We start from the raw sequence: 17,984 nt of genomic DNA on the forward strand, positions 1-17,984 counted from the left end.
TTCGTCCCCTGCCGACAGTACGTCGACAGGGGACGCATCATCGTCAGAAGGCGAGGTTTATGCCAGTGCTGATACGGCGATCGGCCTGGAACCAGCTGCGCCCGACCAGCTTGCCGCCGGGATACCCACCCATCAGCGTCCGTTGCGTCGCCGCGGTCAGGTTGGTCCCCTGCACGCCGAACGAGAACTGGTCGTTCACCTTGAACCGCACACCCGCGTCGACCGAGCCATAATTGCCGCCATAGATCGGCAACGCGATCTGCGTCGATGCGTCGAGGCCGCCATCCTGATTGGTCACGACACCCGGTGCGCTGTAATAGGTATAGGTGCCGTTCGTGCCGTTGCTGTTCGTCGACAGCAGATAGCGCGAGCGCCAGGAATAGGCGACGCGCAACGAGATCGGATTGCGCTCGTACAGCAGCGTCGCGTTCAGATTATGCTTCGACAACCCGACCAGCGGCGCGTCGTTGCGAGCGGCGCCGGTGATGTCGCGGTAGACATCGCCCGGATTGCTGCTCTTGATGAAGGTGTAGTTGCCCTCGAACCCGATCCCGGCAAGCGCACCGGGCAGCATGTCGAGGAAGAAGCGGCCACCGGCCTCGACGCCCTTGACGGTCGCCGCCTTGGTCGAGTTGACATAGTCGGTGGCCGATGCCGCCACATTCTCGGTCGTACCGTCGGTGAACTGGATCGTGACCTGCCGGCTGGTCAGCGCATAGATCGGCAGGTTGGTCAGCCGCTTGTAGAACGGGGCCAGATGGAAGGACGTGCCCGCCCGCCCGTAATATTCGAGCGAGAGGTCGACATTGTTCGACAGCGTCGGCTTCAGCAACGGATTGCCCGTGTCCGCGGTGAAGTTGTTGAACGTGCCGATCCCGCCGGGTGTCTGGCTGGGGGTCGTCGCCACGCCGATCGAACCCGACGCACGCAGCGCGTTGAAGCTCGGCAGATCCATCGTAATGTTGTACCCGCCGCGAACCTTGATCCGGTCGGTGGGCGAATATTCGAGATTGATCGACGGCAGCACGCGCGTGAAGTCCGCCTTGCCGCCGCGGGCGAGGAACGTGTTTGCCAGCGTCACCTGCGCGCCGTTGCGGATAAAGACGGTCCCGCCATTCTGCTGGATGAACCCGCTGCCTTCATTCTCGATATGCACGACGCGCACGCCGACGTTACCGGAAATGCCGCGTGCGCCTTCCTCGGGCCCGAAGCGGAGCAGTGCATAGCCCGCGATATTCTCGGTACGATTGTTGACCTGATCGCCCGGCAGGACGAACCCGACAGGCCGGATCGCCAGCGTACCGTCGGGGTTGAACTGGCCGCCATAGCCGGTGACCGGGAGCTGCCCCGCAACCGAGCAGTTGAATTCATTGCCGGTGCAGAAGCCGGCAGGCGGAGCCGTCACCAGTCCGGTACGGTTTTCATTGAAACGCGACGCCAGATCCTCCGATGCGAACATCAGGTTGCCCGGCAGCGTCGTGTTGCCGCGGAAAAAGTCCTTGAATGCATGGCTGGCGACGTCGCCCGGTGCCGCGTTGGCATAGGTCAGCTGCGGATCGCCGTTCCAGCCGCGACCCAGCGCGGTCCAGTTATAGCCGTTCGACAGATCGCGCTCGGTCCGCTTGGCATAGCGGCCGCCGACCTTGACCGACCGGAAGAAGCTGTTGTCGAACGTATATTCGGCATCGAGCTGCCCTGAATCGAGCCGCCCCTTGTTGCGTTCGTTGTGCGGCATCGACGCCGTCCAGAAATAATTGGCCGGATCGGCGAACGACTCCTGCGTCGCAGGACTGACGGTGATCTGCGGCAGGTCGCCCGTGAGATCCATGCCGAAGCTCTGGCCGAAGCCAACGTCGCGGAAGATGTCGAGACGATCATAGATCTGCCGCGAATCGACGCGCTGCAGCGATCCCTTCAGCGACACATGGCTGTCTGTCGGCGCCCAGACGAACGACAGCGAATAATCGCGCGTCCGCGTGTTGCTCTCGACGAACCCCTTGTTGCCGCTGCTGTTGACCGACCCACCCGTCGGGGCAAACGTCGCCGTGTCGCGGTTGAACAGCGCGCTCGTCTTGGTGAGCAGGCCGTTACTGTCGAACGAGCTGCTCGCCGGATCGACCGCCAGAGTCTGCGAATCCAGCTGCGTGCCGTAATCGCTCGACTGGCTCTTGTAGCGCGACTGGAAGAAGCTGCCGGTAAAGGTCAGCGATTCGGCCGGCTGCCACTGTGCCGCGCCATAGATGCCGTAGCGCTTGTACTGGAACGCCTCGTCGCCATAGGCAAAGCCGCTGGGGACGTACCGCTCGTTGCCATCGCTCAGCTTGGTCTTGAAATACGGGCTGACGCGGATGAACTGCGACAGCGAGCTGAACTGGCTGAACGCGACGTCGCCGAGCAGGCCGATCCGGCCGATCGGCGTATCGAACGAATCGGTAATCAGCACCGACCCAGACGGATCCGCCTTGTTCGCCATGTCGCCGAGCGCGAGTTCGCCCGTACCAGCAATGTGGAACTTGCCGTTGAAGTCGAACGGCATCTTAGTGCGCAGATCGATCTGGCCGCCGGTGCCGCCCTCGATCAGGTCGGCCGTCGATGCCTTGTAGACGTCGACCGCTGCCATCAGTTCGGGCGTGACGTCGCTCCACAGGATTGCGCGGCCGTTGTTCGCGCTGAAGATCTCGCGGCCGTTCAGCCGCGACGCGACGCCCGTCAGGCCACGGACCTGCACGCCCGACCCCTGCACCGAATAATGGTCGGGATCGCCCAGCGCGGCAAAGCGGACGATCGAGACGCCCGAGACGCGCTGCAGGACTTCGGTGATAGAGTTGTCGGGCAGCTTGCCGGCATCATCGGCGACGACCGAGTCGACGATCGTCTCGCTGCGACGCTTGCGCTCGTCCGCCGCCTCGAGCGCGGCGCGACGGCCGGTGATGACGATATCACCGTCCCCGGTCGCATCGGCCGCGGGTTGACCGACCTCCTGTCCCGGCGTCGCAGCCTGGGTCGTATCGGGCGACACGGTCTGCGTTTCCACCTGCGCCCATGCAGCGCTGCCCGCGCCTGCTGCCAGCAGCGCCGCAAGCGACACACCGACCCGCATCGCGATCGCCACACGCCCACGTGACCCCGAATTCAGAACGAAAGCCTTCATAACCCCTCCCCATGCCGCAGCGCATCAGACGCACCACATCAGCAACGGCGCATCTGTAAACGAATGCTACCGCTACCGCCGTTAGGCTGATCTGATTTAGAAGACAATAGAGACAAAGCGAGGATGTGAGACTTAAACGAAAGCAATCAAATCATAAATTGATTTTGTTAAATCCAAGCAAACCGGCAGCTGCGAGCCGAGTTTTGTGACACGACTGCTTACCTTTGTTGCTGAGCGCCCGCCGGCCCGTCAGGCTTGCCCGGTCCCGTATCCACTGGCCTCGTCGGGCGCAACGGCCTTCGGGTCTCAGTCGGCCGCCATCTCGGATAGCGATATCACAGCCGGGTCGCGCGTGGTGCGCACAAGAAAATCGGGGCGTGTGAACGGCCACACGCCCCGCGAGATGTTACCAGATATGGACGCGGTCGCCAGGCGCCAGATACAGCGCATCACCGGGCTTGACCCCGAACGCCGTATACCAGGCATCGACGTTACGGACGATCCCGTTGACGCGGTAGAAGGGTGGCGAGTGCGGATCGGTGAGCAGCCGCGCGCGCGCTGCGCCCTCACGCAACTTTGCCTGCCATGCCTGCGCGTAAGCGAGGAAAAAGCGCTGGTCGCCGGTCAGCCCGCCGATCACAGGTGCCTTGCCATGCTCCGCCTGGTACTTCTGATAGGCGGCATAAGCGGTCTCGACGCCGCCCAGATCGCCGATATTTTCGCCCAGCGTCAACGCACCCTTCACGTGGACACCCGGGATCGGCTCATAGGCATCAAACTGCTTCGACAGCGCAGCGGTGCGCTGCGTGAAGGCGGTGCGAGCGGCCGGCGTCCACCAGTTCTCGAACTTGCCCGTCGCGCTGAACTGGCTGCCCTGGTCGTCGAAACCATGCCCCATCTCATGCCCGATGATCGCGCCGATCGCGCCGTAATTGACCGCCGCATCCGCCTTGGGATCGAAATAGGGCGGCTGGAGGATCGCCGCGGGGAAGGTGATCTGGTTGTTGAGCGGGTCGTAATAGGCGTTCACCGTCTGCGGCGTCATGCCCCAGAGCGTACGATCGACGGGCTTGCCGAGCCGCGAGAGGTCGAGCTGATGCTGGAATTCGCCCGCGCGCATGGCATTGCCGACCGGGTCGCCCCGGACGACGTTGAGCGATGAATAGTCGATATATTTGACCGGATGGCCGATCCGCGGATCGAACGCGGCGAGCTTGGCCAGCGCCTGGGTCTTGGTCGCGCCATCCATCCAGCTGTTCGCGGTGATGCGCTCCTTGTATGCCGCGCGCAGATTGGCGATCAGCTCGCCCATCTTCGCTTCACTCTCGGGCGGGTAATGCCGCTTCACATAGACTTCGCCGACGGCTTCACCCATCGTGCCGTTGACCAGCGCGATGCCGCGCTTCCACCGCGCGCGCTGCTGCGGCTGATCGGCCAGCGTCTTGCCGTAAAAATCGAACGTTGCCTGATCGAACGCCTTGGGCAGCGCGCCGGCACTTGCGGAGGCGAGGCGGAACTTCATCCAGTCCTGCCAGGTCGACACGGGCGTCGCGGCGAAGATCTTGCCGAGCTCGGTCAGCGCGGTCGAGTTGGTCATGTAGACGACCGGGAATTGCGCATAGCCCGCAGTCGACAGCAACAGCGGCCAGTCGAAATCGGGCGCCAGCGCCTTGCGGCCCGCCGCATCCATCGGCTTCAGCATCGCCTGCAGGTCGCGCGACTGGACCGGCGACCACTGCACCTTGGCCATCGCGGTTTCGAGTGCGACGATCCGGTCCGCCCTGGCCGACGCATCCGTCACCCCGGACAGCGTCAGCATCTTCTCGACATAGGCGCGATACGCCGTGCGGAAGGTGTCGTATTTGGCGCCCTGCTCGAGATAATAATCCCGGCCGCCCATCCCGAGCGACCCCTGTCCCGCGGCCACCGCGTAGCGCTTCGGATCGGCGGGATCGGGCAGTTGCCCGACCTCGACCGGCGACGCATAGCCGACCGTCGAGAATAAGGTCTGCAGCTTCTGCTTGTCGGTCGCGGCGTCGATCTTGGCGAAATAGGGCTTGAGCGGTGCGGCGCCGGCGCGCTCGATCGCGGCCTCGTCCATGAAGCTCGCATAGAGATCGCCGAACTGCTTGGCCCCGGCGCCGACCGCAGCGGGATCGCGCGCGGCATCGTCGAGGATCGCGCGGACCTGCTGCTCGGCCTGATCCGCCAGGATCACGCTGCCGCCCGCGGACGTGCGATCCGGTGCGATCGCCGTACGCTTGTCCCAGGCGCCATTGGCGTGCGTCCAGAAATCGTCACCAGGCTTCACCGCCTTGTCGGCAGCGGTCAGGTCGATCCCGAAGCTGCCATAGCGCGCGCCGCCCGGCGTGCCGGTCTGGGCCAGACCGGGTGCGGACAGGGCAAGCAGCGCCACCCCCAGCGACAGACGCGAAATACGATTGAACGACATCATAGCTCCTCCAGAAAACCGGGGTTGGATCCCCGAAATGATATGAACGGTACGCATGCGTCAGGCGGGCGTACGCTGCATCAACCGGGCCAGTGCGGCGAGGTTGGGCTTCTGCCCCGCATTGAGCAGGCTGGCGCGAAACACACGCGCGAGCAAGACGAACTCGATGCCGATGAACACCGCCAGCAGCACGCCGCTGCCGACGATCTCCATGGTCGAAACCCCGCTGCCGAGCCGCGCGAGCATCGTGAACGGCGTGTAGATCGGGATCCAGGTCAGCACCTTGATCGCGGTCGCGCCGCTGTTCGACAGGACGCCTTGCGCGACGACCGTGAACGGCATCGCGATGACCAGTAGCACGGGCGTCAGATAGCTCTGCGCATCACGCATCGAATCGCTCATCGCGCCGATCGCCAGCAGGATCATCGACACCATCAGATAGCCTGCGAGGAAGAAATACAGCATCACCAGGATGATCCAGGGCGAGGCGAGCGGCGCGAGTGCGACGTGCAGGAACGCGCCGACCGCCCCCTGCGTCGCCACCGCGGCACCGGTCGCGCACAGCCCCCAAACCAGGACCATCGTCAGCCCGACCGCGACCGTCCCCGCGAGCTTGCCATAGAGCAGCTCGTCGGGGCTGATGCAGGCGAGTACCGTCTCGATAAGCTTGTTCGACCGCTCCTCGACCAGCCCCTGCAAAATCCAGTTGCCCGACAACAGCAGCGACATCAGCAGGATATAGGCGCTGAGCAACGGCACCACCGATCGCACCAGCATCCGTTCGCGCCCGCCCCCAGGCGCCGGGGTCGAGACCGCGATCGCCGGGACCAGACTGGTCGCGGTGCGCGCCTGATCGCGCGCGAGCCCGGTCGACTCGAGATAGGCGGTGCGCAGGTCTTGCGTGAGCACGGTCTGCAACGGTTGGACGAAATTCGCGCCAGGCTGCTCGCTCGACCATAGTCGCACATCGGCGGTCTGCACGCCGAAACCGCGTGGGACATAGACCGCATAGTCGAGCGGCTTGGCCGTCTTGTCGCCGAACTCGCCCGGCCGCAGCAGCGGCTTGAGCTGCGCATCGAGCGCGCCGGGCGCCGCGCGCGCAATTGCAGGCGGCGTCGGCAGGACCACGAAATCGGCCTCGGGCGCGTCGAACTTCGGCGTTTCCGAGGTCGTCGCCGGCCGCATCGCCGCCAGCGCGGCAGGCAGGCCGCCGGCCTTGGCGAACGTCGCGACGTCGGCATCACCGAACAGCCGGTCATGCTGCGCCCACAACGCGCCCGGATCGGCGCGATCGAGCCCGTAGCGCTGCGCGTAGCGCGACAGCGCGGTCAGGACCCGCCGCTGGTAATCGGTATCGAGCCGCGCGCGGATCGCCGCCGCCGCGCGGCCATCGGCATCGATCAGCATGACGCGCTGGGTCTTTTCGGACTGGGTCAGGCGGCTCGCGATCGGCCCGACCGCCAGTGCCAGCGGCAGGATCAGCAGCGTCAGCCAGAAGCTGCGCATGCCCGTGATCTGCCGGAACTCGCGCATCGCGACGAGCAGGATATTGTGGGTCATGCTGCATGCTCCGCCATAGCCGGGTCGGCGAGCCCGGCTGGAGGGGGGCCGACAAGATGGAGAAAGACGTCGTGCAGGCTGACGCGGTACTGGTCGAACCGCCGCAGCGTCACGCCCTGCTCGGTCAGGCATTGCAGCACGTCGGCAGGATCGATCCCCTCTGCCAGCGTCACGTCATAGTCGCTCCAGCCCTGTGCATCGACGGCGCCGGGCTCCGCGCGCTCGACGCCGGGACACCGCATCGGCGTATCGCGCGCGACGATCGTCAGCCGTGCCGGCAATCGCCCGCGGGCCTCCGCCTGCGTGCCCTCGAATACCTTGCGCCCTTGCGAGAGCAGCAACAGCCGGTCACACAGCCGCTCGGCATGCTGCATCACATGCGTCGAGAACACCACGGTCGCCCCGCCCCGTGCGGCCTCCAGGATCTCGTGTTCGAGTAGCCCCTGGTTCACCGGGTCGAGACCCGAAAAGGGTTCGTCGAGCAGCAGTAGCTTCGGACCGTTGACCAGCGTCGCGGCCAGCTGGACCTTCTGCGCCATGCCCTTGGACAGCTTGTCGATCTGCATCTTGGCCGATGCCGCAAGGCCGAACCGGTCGAGCAGCGCATGGCCCTTCGCGCGCGCTGCGACCGCCGACATGCCCTTCAGCCGCCCGAAATAGGTGACGGTGTCGATCGCGCTCATCCCGCGGTACAGTCCGCGCTCCTCGGGCATAAAGCCCAGATCGGCGGCATTCTCGCGCCCGGGCGGACAGCCGAGTACCGAGATCCGTCCCGCCGTCGGCCGCACGATGTCGAGCACCATGCGCAGCGACGTCGTCTTGCCCGCGCCATTCCCGCCGAGAAAGCCGAAAATTTCCCCCGGCTTTACCGCAAAACTCAGCGCGTCGACCGCGGTCCGCTCCCCGAACCGTTTCGTCACCCCGTTCAGAACCAGTGCGTCCATCGGACCATCCCCCCGTTTAAATTCCGTCTTCGCCCCGTTCATCCTCGTCGACGACCCGCAGCAGATCGCCCGGCTGGCAGTCGAGCACGCGGCAAATCGCCTCCAGCGTCGTGAAGCGGATCGCCTTGGCCTTGCCCGTCTTCAGGATCGACAGATTGGCGAGCGTGATGCCGACCGCCTCCGACAACTCGGTCAGCGTCATCCGCCGCGCATGCAGCATGGCGTCCAAGCTGACCGCGACCGGCATCAGACCGTCATCGCCAGGTCGTCGCGCATCCGCGCACCGATCCGGAAGACGCGCGCGAGCACGAAAATCATGACGACCGCGATCCACCCGCCCAGCGACGGCGTCCATCCGGTCACGTCGAGCTTGAGCAGCGAAATCCAGCGGACGACCCCGCCAAAGGCGAGATCGAGGCATTGCAGCGCCAACAGCGCCCAGCCGATCCGCGCGAGCCGCGTGGCATTGTCGTCGACGAACGGATCCCCCGCCTCGACCGTCGCGACGATGCGGAGCAGATTCGAGAAGATCGGATGCAGCGCGACGCCGCCGGCAATGCCGACGAACAGCATCATGCGGATCGCCAGCACCGCTTGGTCCAGATCGAGCGTCCCGCCGTATTTATGCGTCAGCCGCGCGCTCAGCATGCCCTGCATCGGCCAGGACAGCAGCAACGCCAGCGCGAACACCGCGGCGCAGACGATATTAAGGACGAGCATCAGCCGAAGCAGCCCCGTCGCCCCCCAAAGAACCCGATCCCTCCTCATCGCCGCCCCCGCCTGCATATTGCAAAACGATATGGGGCCTATCGATAAACGGCAAGTCGATTCATTGGTCCATTTTGGTCGGGACGCTTATCGCCTCGTGGCGACGGCAAAACGGCGCACGATCGGTCTGATCGCGCGCCGCATCGTAAACGGTGCCGCCACCGGCCGCGCCGAAGCGCGGGTGACGTCACGCGGTCGGGCTCAGTAGTGGATCGAGCGGCCGTAGGCGCCGAGCACGCTCTCGTGCATCATCTCGCTGAGCGTCGGGTGCGCGAACACCGTCTCCATCAGCTCGGCCTCGGTCGTCTCGAGCTGGCGTGCGACGACATAGCCCTGGATCAGCTCGGTGACTTCCGCGCCGACCATGTGCGCGCCGAGCAGCTCCCCGGTCTTCGCGTCGAACACCGTCTTGACGAAGCCCTCGGCCTCTCCGAGCGCGATCGCCTTGCCGTTGCCGATGAACGGGAATTTGCCGACCTTCAGCTCATAGCCGGCTTCCTTGGCCTTCGCCTCGGTCATGCCGACGCTCGCGACCTGCGGGCGCGAATAGGTGCAGCCGGGGATGTTGGCCTTGTCCATCTGGTGCGGCGACCCGCCCGCGATCTTCTCGACCGCGATGATCCCCTCATGGCTGGCCTTGTGCGCGAGCCACGGCGCGCCGGTGACGTCGCCGATCGCCCAGATGCCGTCGACATTGGTGCGGCCATAGCCGTCGGTCTTGATGTGCCCGCGGTCGGTCTCGACGCCGAGCGCTTCCAGCCCGATATTTTCGGTGTTGGGGACGATGCCGATCGCGACGATCGCGTGGCTGAACGTCTCCTCGACGACCTTGCCATCCTTGTGCTTGATCTTCGCGGTGACGCCGCTGCCCGATGGCGCCAGGCCTTCGAGGCCGGTGCCGGTCAGGAGCTTTATCCCCTGCTTGGTCAGCGCCTTGTCCATGAACGCGGAGACTTCCTCGTCCTCGACCGGCAGGATCCGCGGGAGCATCTCGACGATCGTCACGTCGGCGCCCATGTCGTTGTAGAAGCTGGCGAATTCAACGCCGATCGCGCCCGATCCGATGACCAGCAGCTTGGTGGGCATCTCGGTCGGCACCATCGCGTGACGATAGGTCCAGATCGTCTTCCCGTCGGCCTTGGCGAACGGCAGGTCGCGCGCCCGGGCGCCGGTGGCGACGATGATGTTCTTGGCTTCGAGCTCGACGGTCTTGTCGCCCTGCTTGACGCTCAGCTTGCCCTTTGCGGTCACGGTGCCGACGCCTTCGACGACGGTCACCTTGTTCTTCTTCATCAGGCCCTTCACACCCGCGTTCAGCTGGCCTGCGACCTTGCGGCTGCGGTCGACGACCTTGGCGAGATCGAAGCCGACATTGTCCGCCTTCAGACCATAGCTCTCGGCGTTCTGCATATAATGATAGATTTCCGACGTCCGCAGCAGCGCCTTGGTCGGGATGCAGCCCCAGTTGAGGCAGATGCCGCCCAGGCGCTCGCGCTCGACGATCGCGACCTTGAGGCCGAGCTGGCTCGCGCGGATTGCCGCGACATAGCCGCCGGGGCCCGAACCAAGGATGACCAGATCATAGGTGTCAGCCACGTGGAGAGTCCTTCAAGTGAATCAGTTGGAAGCGGGCGGCACGGGCCGCGGTTTGCGGTCGTCGCCGACCGCGACGAAGATGAAGCGCGCCTGTGTTACCTTGCAGCTGTCGTTGCTGTGCCGCGCGCGGCGCCATGCCTCGACCTCGATCGTCATCGACGTGCGGCCGACCGCGATCAGCTCTGCATAGACCGACACCTCGTCGCCGACGACGACGGGCATGTGGAATTTCATGGCGTCCGCCGCAATGGTCACCGCACGCCCGCCGCTGCGGCGCGAGGCGACCGAACCGGCCGCCAGATCCATCTGCCCCATCAGCCATCCGCCGAAGATGTCGCCGTAAGGGTTGGCATCGGCGGGCATCGCGGTGACGCGGATCGTCGGCGCCTTGTCGGGGGGCAGGTCGGTCACGCGTGGCTCCTGCTGGTCTGTCGGTCGAGGATGCGGGCCTGCCGCAGCGGCCCGATCCCCATGATCACGGTCACGACCATCGCCGCCGCCCCGCACCACCAGATCACGTTCTGCCCGAGCGGATAGGACCAGGCCGCCGCCCAGGTGATCGCGACCGCGACGCCGAGCCCGACGAGGATGTGCAGGATCTCGATGAGCGTCCTGGTCATGACGCGCGCCGGCCCGACCCCGTTCGTGCCGAGCGAAGTCGAGGCCCATGGGACACATGCCCTTCGACTTCGCTCAGGGCGAACGGGAGAGGGGCCACAGCGGTCACGGTCTTACGCCAGCATGCCCAGCGGGTTTTCGACCAGATGCTTGAACGCCTTCATGAACTGCGCGCCGTCCGCGCCGTCGATCGCGCGGTGGTCGAAGCTGCCGGTCGCCGACATTACGGTCGCCACGGTGAGCTCGTCGCCGATCACATAGGGACGCTTCTCGCCCGCACCGATCGCGAGGATCATCGCCTGGGGCGGGTTGATGACCGCGTCGAACTGCGTGATGCCGAACATGCCCATGTTGCTGATCGAGGCGGTGCCGCCCTGATATTCCTCGGGCTTCAGCTTGCCGTCGCGTGCGCGGGCAGCAAGGTCCTTCATCTGCATCGAGATCGACGACAGCGAGGCGGTGTCCGCACCGACGATGATCGGCGTGATCAGACCCGACGGCGTGCTCACCGCGACCGAGATGTCGGCACGCTGGAAGCTGATCAGCTGGTCAGGCGTGAACATCACGTTGCAGGTCGGGACCTGCATCAGCGCGACGGCCTGCGCCTTGATCAGCAGATCGTTGACCGACAGCTTCACGCCGCGCGCTTCGAGGCTCTTGTTCAGCTCGCCGCGCAGCTTGAGCAGCGCGTCGAGACGCACGTCCACGGTCAGGTAGATGTGCGGAACGGTCTGCTTCGATTCGGTCAGGCGGCGCGCGATCGTCTTGCGCACGTTGCTGAGCTTGGTCGACTCGTGCGGGATATCCGGCACGACCGCGGGCTTGGCGGCGGGTGCTGGCGCGGCAGCGGAAGCGGCCGGTGCGGCGGCTTGGGCCGCGGCGGCAGGTGCCGCCCCGGGCTTCGTGCTGTCGACATCGGCCTTGACGATGCGACCCTTCGGCCCCGAACCCGACACCGAACCAAGGTCGATCCCCTTGTCGGCGGCGAGGCGGCGGGCGAGCGGGCTCGCCTTGACACGGTCACCGCTGGCGGGCTTCGACTCGGGCTTAGACTCCGACGCGGCGCCCGCATCGGCGGGACGACCATGATCCTCGGCCGACGTCTCGGTCCGGGCGACGGGCTTTGCCTCGCTGCCGGTGTCGTTGGGATCCTTGGGATCGGGCTTGGCCTCCGATTCCTTGGCCGCGGGGACGGGCGTCTCGCTCTTGGTCGGCGCGGACACCGAGGACGCATCCTCGCCTTCTTCGGCCAGGATCGCGATGACGGTGCCGACCTTCACATTGTCGGTCGCCTCGGCAACTAGGATCTTGGCGATCACGCCTTCGTCGACCGCTTCGAATTCCATCGTCGCCTTGTCGGTCTCGATCTCGGCCATGATGTCGCCGGACTTCACCGTATCGCCTTCCTTCACCAGCCATTTGGCGAGGGTGCCCTCCTCCATGGTCGGCGACAGGGCAGGCATTTTGATCTCGATCGACATGGAGGTCCCCAGGGCGTTACGTAACGGCATGCCTACTCGCGCCCCCGCCCGTCCGGGTCAACCCCGCGAAGCCGCCTTCCCCTTGCGCGAACCGCATCTGCACGGCACCTAAGCCCGATAAACAGGGGAATATGATGCGTGTCTATCTGGTGGTCATCGACGAGTCGCCCGAGGCGGGTATCGCGTTGCGCTTTGCGGCGCGGCGCGCGGTGAAGACCGGCGGCGGCGTCGAGATCCTCACGCTGATCCCGCCGCAGGAATTCATCGCGTTCGGCGGCGTCCAGGCGACGATCGAGGAGGAGGCGCGGCTGCATGCCGAGGGCCTCGTCGCCGCCGCAGCGGGCACGCTGATCGAGGAATCGGATCTGCGCCCGTCGATCACCGTTCGCGAGGGCGAAGGCCCCAAGATCATCCGCGAGATGATCGCTGCCAACCCCAATATTGCCGCGCTGGTGCTCGGCGCCGCGGCGAGCGGTGCGCCGGGTGCGCTGATCGCGCATTTCTCCGGCACCGATGCGGGTGCGCTGCCCGTGCCGGTCATGATCATCCCGGGGTCGCTGACCAGCGAGGCGATCGACCGGCTCAGTTGACGGCGGCGGGAGATGACGGAGGCGGAGGGCTAAACCGAGCGAATCCAACACTCCCCGCTTGAGCTCCCCGGCCGAAGCCGCCACGGTGACGCCGATGCCGATCCTCGCCCTTCCGCTGCTCGCCGCAGCCGCCGCCGCGCTTCCCGCGCCCTCCGCCACCCGCCTCAAGGCCGATGTGACCGCGATGGTCGGGTTCGGCACGCGCCACACCGCATCGACCACCACCGATCCTAAGCGCGGCATCGGTGCCGCACGCAGCTGGGCCGCGGCGCGCTTCACCGAGATCGGCCGCGCCTGTGGCGGCTGCGTCACGGTCGAGCGGATCGGCCGCACCGTGTCGGGGCCGCGCGCACCGACTGGCGTCTATGTCGAGGACGTGCTGGGCATCCAGAAGGGGCGCGACCCGAATCGCGTCGTGATCGTCGGCGCGCATATCGACAGCCGTGTGACCGACGTCATGAACGTGACGAGCGACGCGCCGGGCGCAAACGACAATGCATCGGGCGTTGCGCTGGTGCTCGAAGCCGCCCGCGCGCTGTCGAAGCGGCAGTTCGACGCGACCATCGTCTATGCGGTCTTCTCGGGTGAGGAACAGGGTCTGTGGGGCGCCGAGCTGCTCGCCGACACCGCCAAGGCGCGCGGCTGGACCGTCACCGCGATGCTCAACAACGACATTGTCGGCAACACGGTCGGCCAGGGCGGCGTCCGCATGGCGTCGAGCGTCCGCGTCTTTTCCGAAGGCATTCGCGCGTCCGAAGACCTTGCCGCGCAGATCGGTCGTCGCGCGGAGGGTGGCGAGGACGATGGCCCCAGCCGCGCGCTCGCCAAGACGATCGACGGCGTCGCGGGCACGATCCCCGGCGGGCTCGACGTGATGCTCGACCGTCGCCCCGACCGGTTCGGCCGCGGCGGCGATCACGAACCCTTTCTGAAGCTCGGCTATCCCGCGGTGCGCTTCTCGGTCGCGGCGGAGAACTGGGATCGCCAGCATCAGGACCTGCGCACCGAAAACGGCGTCGACTATGGCGACACGATCGCCGGGATGGACTTCCCCTATCTGGCCAAGGTGACCGCGATCAACATCGCCACGCTCGCCCGCCTCGCCGCCGCGCCCGCGGCACCGGGCGACGTGTCGATCGCCGGTGCCCTGTCGCGCGACACCAAGGTCAAATGGGCCGCGGTTCCGGGTGCGGCAGGCTACCGAGTCCGCTGGCGGCGCAACGACACGCAGGACTGGAAGGACCTGCGCGACGTCACCAGCACCGAGACGCTGCTCGCCCAGACCCCCGTCGACGACCATTTCGTCGGCGTGTCCGCACTCGGCGCGGATGGCAGCGAGAGTGTCGTCAGTTTCGCGGGCCGCGAACGCCGCCGCTGAGCGCTAGCGCGCCGACCCCAGTGTGCCGCCCCGCGTCCGGCCCGGTCCGCGACGCGGGGTCGTCCGCCGGTAGGTCACGGGTTCGGTGATATATTCGGTCGTCGTCGTGGTCGTCGTGACCGGCACCGACTGGACGGTGACCGTCGTCGTCCCGTCGCCGGCATAGGCTGTGCCGCCGGGATAGCCGCCGCCGGTCGTCGTCACGGTGGTCATCCCGTCGGGCGACACCCATGTCCCGCCACGCTGCTGGACGGGCGGCAATGGCTGGTCGCGATAGGCGGCCCCCGCAAAGTCCGGCGCCGCTTCGACGCGGGTCGTCACATAGGTCCGCCGCGTTACCGGCCGCGGCTGGCGGCGGGCATAGACCCGGTCGTCCGCCCGCCCGTCGAAGCTTTGCACGTCATAGCGCGGGGCGGCATCGCCTCCATTGGCGCCGTCCCATTCGACCCCGGCACGCGTATCGAAGATCGATCCCCGCGCATCGATCAGCACGGCGTCGTCATAATAGCGCGTCCAGCGATAGCCCGGCGGCGGCGGCGCGAGCCCATAGTCGCGCCAGTCGACGATCCCGAACCGCGGCGCGATCCAATAGGCCGGCAGCGCCCAGCCCCGGTACGGCCGACGATAACCGCTCCAGCCGCCCGGCGCGTTCGCCCCGGCCGACCAGCGACCATCGACGCTGCTGCCCCGGCGCGCGTCGCTGGACGCGGCGGGCTCCGGGCTTACGCTGACCACGCTGCGGGCAGGAACGGGATAGGTCGCACCGGGCCGCGATGCCCCGTCCGGACGCCGCTGCGCCTCGGCAGTCGTGCCCGCCGCCGACATGATCAGTGCGAGACCGACGATCACCTTCATGCGCATGACATCTTCTCCCCTGACGCACCGCACGCTTCGGGGCCGCGTCCTATGCTGACGCAGTGCGTACCAAAGCCGCCCTGGCACGGCCAGCCGCAACCCGGTCCCGATTCGGAGCAGGCGTCAGGTCCGGGCGTCAGCTGATCCGCGACGCCAGCAACGCGACCAGCGCTTCGCACCCGGCTGCATCCTCGGCATCGAACCGTGCAGGCTCGGGGCTGTCGAGATCGAGCACGCCAATCAGCCGCCCGTCACTGACGACCGGCACGACGAGCTCGGACCGGCTCGCCGCGTCACAGGCGATATGCCCGGGAAACGCATGGACGTCCTCGACCAGCTGCGTCGTCCGCTCCGCCGCCGCGGTGCCGCAGACGCCCTTGCCCATCGCGATCCGGATACAGGCGACCTTGCCCTGGAACGGCCCCAGGACCAGCTCGCCCTCGACCGCACGGTAGAAGCCCGCCCAGTTGAGATCGGGCAGATATTCCCAGACCAGCGCAGCCGCATTCGCCATGTTCGCGATCGGATCGCGCTCGTCCACGGTCACCGCGTCGAGCGCCGCGAGCAGGTCGCGGTACAGATCGGCCTTCGAACCGCCGGAAATATCAAACTGGTACATCATCGCCTCTTGTCTGCGGTTAGTCTTCGCGAACCCGCCCGCGCCCGGCCTTGACCGAACTGCGGACCTTCTTCGTATCCACCCGCCGTGCCTTGGCGGCCCTGGACGGCTTGGTCTTGACCCGGTGCGCGTCGCGGTGCTGCGCCTGTGCGATCAGTTCGAGCACGCGGTCGCGCGCATCGGCGCGATTGGCCTCCTGCGTGCGAAACCGGCGCGCGGTGATGACCAGCACCCCCGCCGCGGTCATCCGGCTGCCCGCGACCAGCCTCAGCCGCCGATAGGTTTCGGGGTGCAGGCCCAGCGCGAATATGTCGACGCGCAACTGGCACGCGGTCGCCACCTTGTTGACGTTCTGCCCGCCCGGCCCGGAGGCCGCGAGGAACTTCTCCTCGATCGCCCCCTCAAGCAGGGAGGCGTCGATCACGTCAGCCATTATCGGGTTCGGGACGCGGATCCGGCGCGGGTGCGTCCTGCGGGGACGGCGTCGCCTCGACGCCCGGTTCCTCGCCGAAGCCCGCGGTCGCGAACCGTTCTGGCAGCGGCGCGATACCGACGACATCGGCCTTGCCCGGCCGCGGCACGACCAGCCGCTGCGCGTGGAGCATCATCCCCAGGCGATCCTTCTGGCCATAGACCGGATCCCCGACGACCGCTGCGCCGAGGCCCAGCGCGGCATGGACACGGATCTGATGCGTCCGCCCGGTCTGGGGGATGAATTCGACCAGCGAACGTCTGTCGCGGGTTGCGAGCACCCGCCAGCCGGTCCGCGCCGCCTTGCCCTTGGCGTCCTCGACCATCCGCCAGCCTTCTTCGGCGCTGCTGATCTTGCCGAGCGGCATGTCGATCGTCCCGGTCTCTTCGGCGGGGACGCCGTCGAGCACCGCGAGATAGCGCTTCGAGACCAGGCCCTGCTCGAACGCCTGCTGCAACCGCGCATGCGCCTTGGGATTGCGCGACAGCAACAGGCAGCCGCTCGTGTCGCGATCGAGACGGTGCACCGGCATCGGCCAGCGCTGGAATCCGAATTTGAGACTTTCGAGATGATTCTCGAGGCTCAGCGAGCCGTCACGAGGCGGATCGACCGGCAGCCCGGCGGGCTTGTCGATGATCAGGGCCTCGCCGTCGAGGAAAAGTACGCGTTCACCATGCATGTGTCGCCCTTGCCAGCATCTGCGCCCGCATGCCAGAGCCCGCACGATGTTGCGTAGCCCCTTAGTTCTTTCGTTGCTGCTGATCCCGGCCGCCGCCAATGCGCAACTCTGCGCCGGACAGAGCGCAGCGATCGCCGCCGATGGTCGCGCATTCGGGCATCTGCCTTACGGCGACGCCGCCCCGTCCGAGCTGGTCGCCACCCCGTCCGACTTCGGCGTCCGCCAGACCTGCGTGGTCCGCCGCGACATGCTGCCCGACCTTCTCCGCCTGCTCGCTGCGGCCAAATCGGACCCGGCGGTGATGGGCGAATTGCGCGGCCTGTCGTGCCAGCGTTCGATCGCGCAGCAGCGCAGCGTGTTCTGCCGCGAGTCGGGGACATCAGCGGCCGAGCGGGCGATCTCGGTCGCGCCGCCGGGCTATAGCGAACATTCGACCGGCTATGTCGTCGACTTCGCCATCCGGCCAGCCAATGGCTGTCGCGATGCCGAGGCGTGCATGGCGGCAACTCCCGCCGCGCGCTGGCTGCGCGCGAACGCGACGCGGTTCGGATTCGAACAATCCTTCCCCGGCGGGAACAAGCAGAACGTCAAATGGGAGCCATGGCACTGGCGCTGGGTCGGCGCGACCGCCGATGCACCCGGCGCGGCAAAGGCGCGCTTCGTGTTCGCCAGGGCGCGGCGGCTCTATCCCGCCGACCCGGCGATCCTGCCGCCCGCGCCCCCGCCGGTCGTCGCACCCGCGGTGCCGGCCGCGCCCGTCCCGGCGCTTCCGTCCGAAAAGGGCAAACGCCGCAAGCGCTGATCCCCCCGGTCGCCCCGAG

At 66.8% G+C, this 17,984-nt stretch carries 17 protein-coding genes; 3 read left to right on the top strand and 14 right to left on the bottom strand.

Translation table 11 applies throughout. The features are described from left to right. Positions 1–43: 43 nt before the first annotated feature. The 10 genes from C8J24_RS02145 to C8J24_RS02190 all read right to left on the bottom strand — a co-directional run bounded on the left by C8J24_RS02145 (position 44) and on the right by C8J24_RS02190 (position 12,570). Complete coding sequence (locus C8J24_RS02145; protein WP_107929961.1) at positions 44–3,151, bottom strand: TonB-dependent receptor; 3,108 nt, start codon at positions 3,149–3,151, stop codon at positions 44–46. Positions 3,152–3,557: 406 nt separating this feature from the next. Then, complete coding sequence (locus C8J24_RS02150; protein WP_208620897.1) at positions 3,558–5,603, bottom strand: M13 family metallopeptidase; 2,046 nt, start codon at positions 5,601–5,603, stop codon at positions 3,558–3,560. Positions 5,604–5,663: 60 nt separating this feature from the next. Beyond that, a complete protein-coding gene (locus C8J24_RS02155) occupies positions 5,664–7,163 on the bottom strand; it encodes an ABC transporter permease (protein WP_167396672.1) in 1,500 nt (499 codons plus the stop codon). After that, complete coding sequence (locus tag C8J24_RS02160; RefSeq protein WP_107929966.1) at positions 7,160–8,107, bottom strand: ABC transporter ATP-binding protein; 948 nt, start codon at positions 8,105–8,107, stop codon at positions 7,160–7,162. Before C8J24_RS02160 ends, C8J24_RS02155 begins: the two co-directional genes overlap by 4 nt. Positions 8,108–8,123: 16 nt before the next feature. Continuing rightward, entirely contained in the window at positions 8,124–8,354 is a 231-nt protein-coding gene (locus C8J24_RS02165; RefSeq protein ID WP_031393448.1) for a helix-turn-helix domain-containing protein, read from the bottom strand. Then, a complete protein-coding gene (locus tag C8J24_RS02170; RefSeq protein WP_244180353.1) occupies positions 8,354–8,827 on the bottom strand; it encodes a DUF2975 domain-containing protein in 474 nt (157 codons plus the stop codon). Before C8J24_RS02170 ends, C8J24_RS02165 begins: the two co-directional genes overlap by 1 nt. Before the next feature lie 249 nt (positions 8,828–9,076). Then, positions 9,077–10,471, bottom strand: coding sequence for a dihydrolipoyl dehydrogenase (gene lpdA / locus C8J24_RS02175; protein WP_037529779.1), 1,395 nt, complete (start codon positions 10,469–10,471; stop codon positions 9,077–9,079). Positions 10,472–10,492: 21 nt separating this feature from the next. Continuing rightward, positions 10,493–10,834 (bottom strand): acyl-CoA thioesterase, encoded by a 342-nt coding sequence (locus tag C8J24_RS02180; RefSeq protein WP_042466532.1) that lies wholly within the window; start codon positions 10,832–10,834, stop codon positions 10,493–10,495. A 44-nt stretch (positions 10,835–10,878) separates the two neighbouring features. Continuing rightward, a complete protein-coding gene (locus tag C8J24_RS02185; RefSeq protein ID WP_107929968.1) occupies positions 10,879–11,091 on the bottom strand; it encodes a hypothetical protein in 213 nt (70 codons plus the stop codon). Between the two features lie 111 nt (positions 11,092–11,202). Beyond that, entirely contained in the window at positions 11,203–12,570 is a 1,368-nt protein-coding gene (locus C8J24_RS02190; protein ID WP_107929970.1) for a pyruvate dehydrogenase complex dihydrolipoamide acetyltransferase, read from the bottom strand. 134 nt (positions 12,571–12,704) lie between these two features. Here C8J24_RS02190 and C8J24_RS02195 point away from each other — a divergent pair, with 134 nt between their 5' ends. Next, on the top strand, positions 12,705–13,160 hold the full coding sequence (locus tag C8J24_RS02195; protein WP_031394497.1) for a universal stress protein: 456 nt from the start codon (positions 12,705–12,707) through the stop codon (positions 13,158–13,160). A 94-nt stretch (positions 13,161–13,254) separates the two neighbouring features. Next, entirely contained in the window at positions 13,255–14,538 is a 1,284-nt protein-coding gene (locus C8J24_RS02200; RefSeq protein WP_107929972.1) for a M20/M25/M40 family metallo-hydrolase, read from the top strand. A gap of 3 nt (positions 14,539–14,541) precedes the next feature. Here the strand turns inward: C8J24_RS02200 and C8J24_RS02205 are convergent, their stop codons facing one another. From C8J24_RS02205 to C8J24_RS02220, 4 genes are all read right to left on the bottom strand, one after another. Beyond that, positions 14,542–15,399: an RcnB family protein gene (locus C8J24_RS02205; RefSeq protein ID WP_107929974.1), complete on the bottom strand. Its 858-nt coding sequence runs from the start codon at positions 15,397–15,399 to the stop codon at positions 14,542–14,544. A 130-nt stretch (positions 15,400–15,529) separates the two neighbouring features. Then, entirely contained in the window at positions 15,530–16,012 is a 483-nt protein-coding gene (locus tag C8J24_RS02210) for a GAF domain-containing protein (RefSeq protein WP_107929976.1), read from the bottom strand. Positions 16,013–16,031: 19 nt separating this feature from the next. Continuing rightward, the gene (gene arfB, locus C8J24_RS02215) at positions 16,032–16,445 is read right to left on the bottom strand and encodes an alternative ribosome rescue aminoacyl-tRNA hydrolase ArfB (protein ID WP_056406103.1); all 414 of its coding nucleotides are present in this window, start codon (positions 16,443–16,445) and stop codon (positions 16,032–16,034) included. Then, positions 16,438–17,163: an RluA family pseudouridine synthase gene (locus C8J24_RS02220; RefSeq protein ID WP_107929978.1), complete on the bottom strand. Its 726-nt coding sequence runs from the start codon at positions 17,161–17,163 to the stop codon at positions 16,438–16,440. Before C8J24_RS02220 ends, arfB begins: the two co-directional genes overlap by 8 nt. A gap of 46 nt (positions 17,164–17,209) precedes the next feature. Here C8J24_RS02220 and C8J24_RS02225 point away from each other — a divergent pair, with 46 nt between their 5' ends. After that, complete coding sequence (locus C8J24_RS02225; protein ID WP_107929980.1) at positions 17,210–17,965, top strand: M15 family metallopeptidase; 756 nt, start codon at positions 17,210–17,212, stop codon at positions 17,963–17,965. The last annotated feature ends 19 nt before the right edge of the window (positions 17,966–17,984 follow it).

Origin of the sequence: Sphingomonas aerolata (genome assembly GCF_003046295.1) — a bacterium.
Classification (GTDB): domain Bacteria; phylum Pseudomonadota; class Alphaproteobacteria; order Sphingomonadales; family Sphingomonadaceae; genus Sphingomonas; species Sphingomonas aerolata.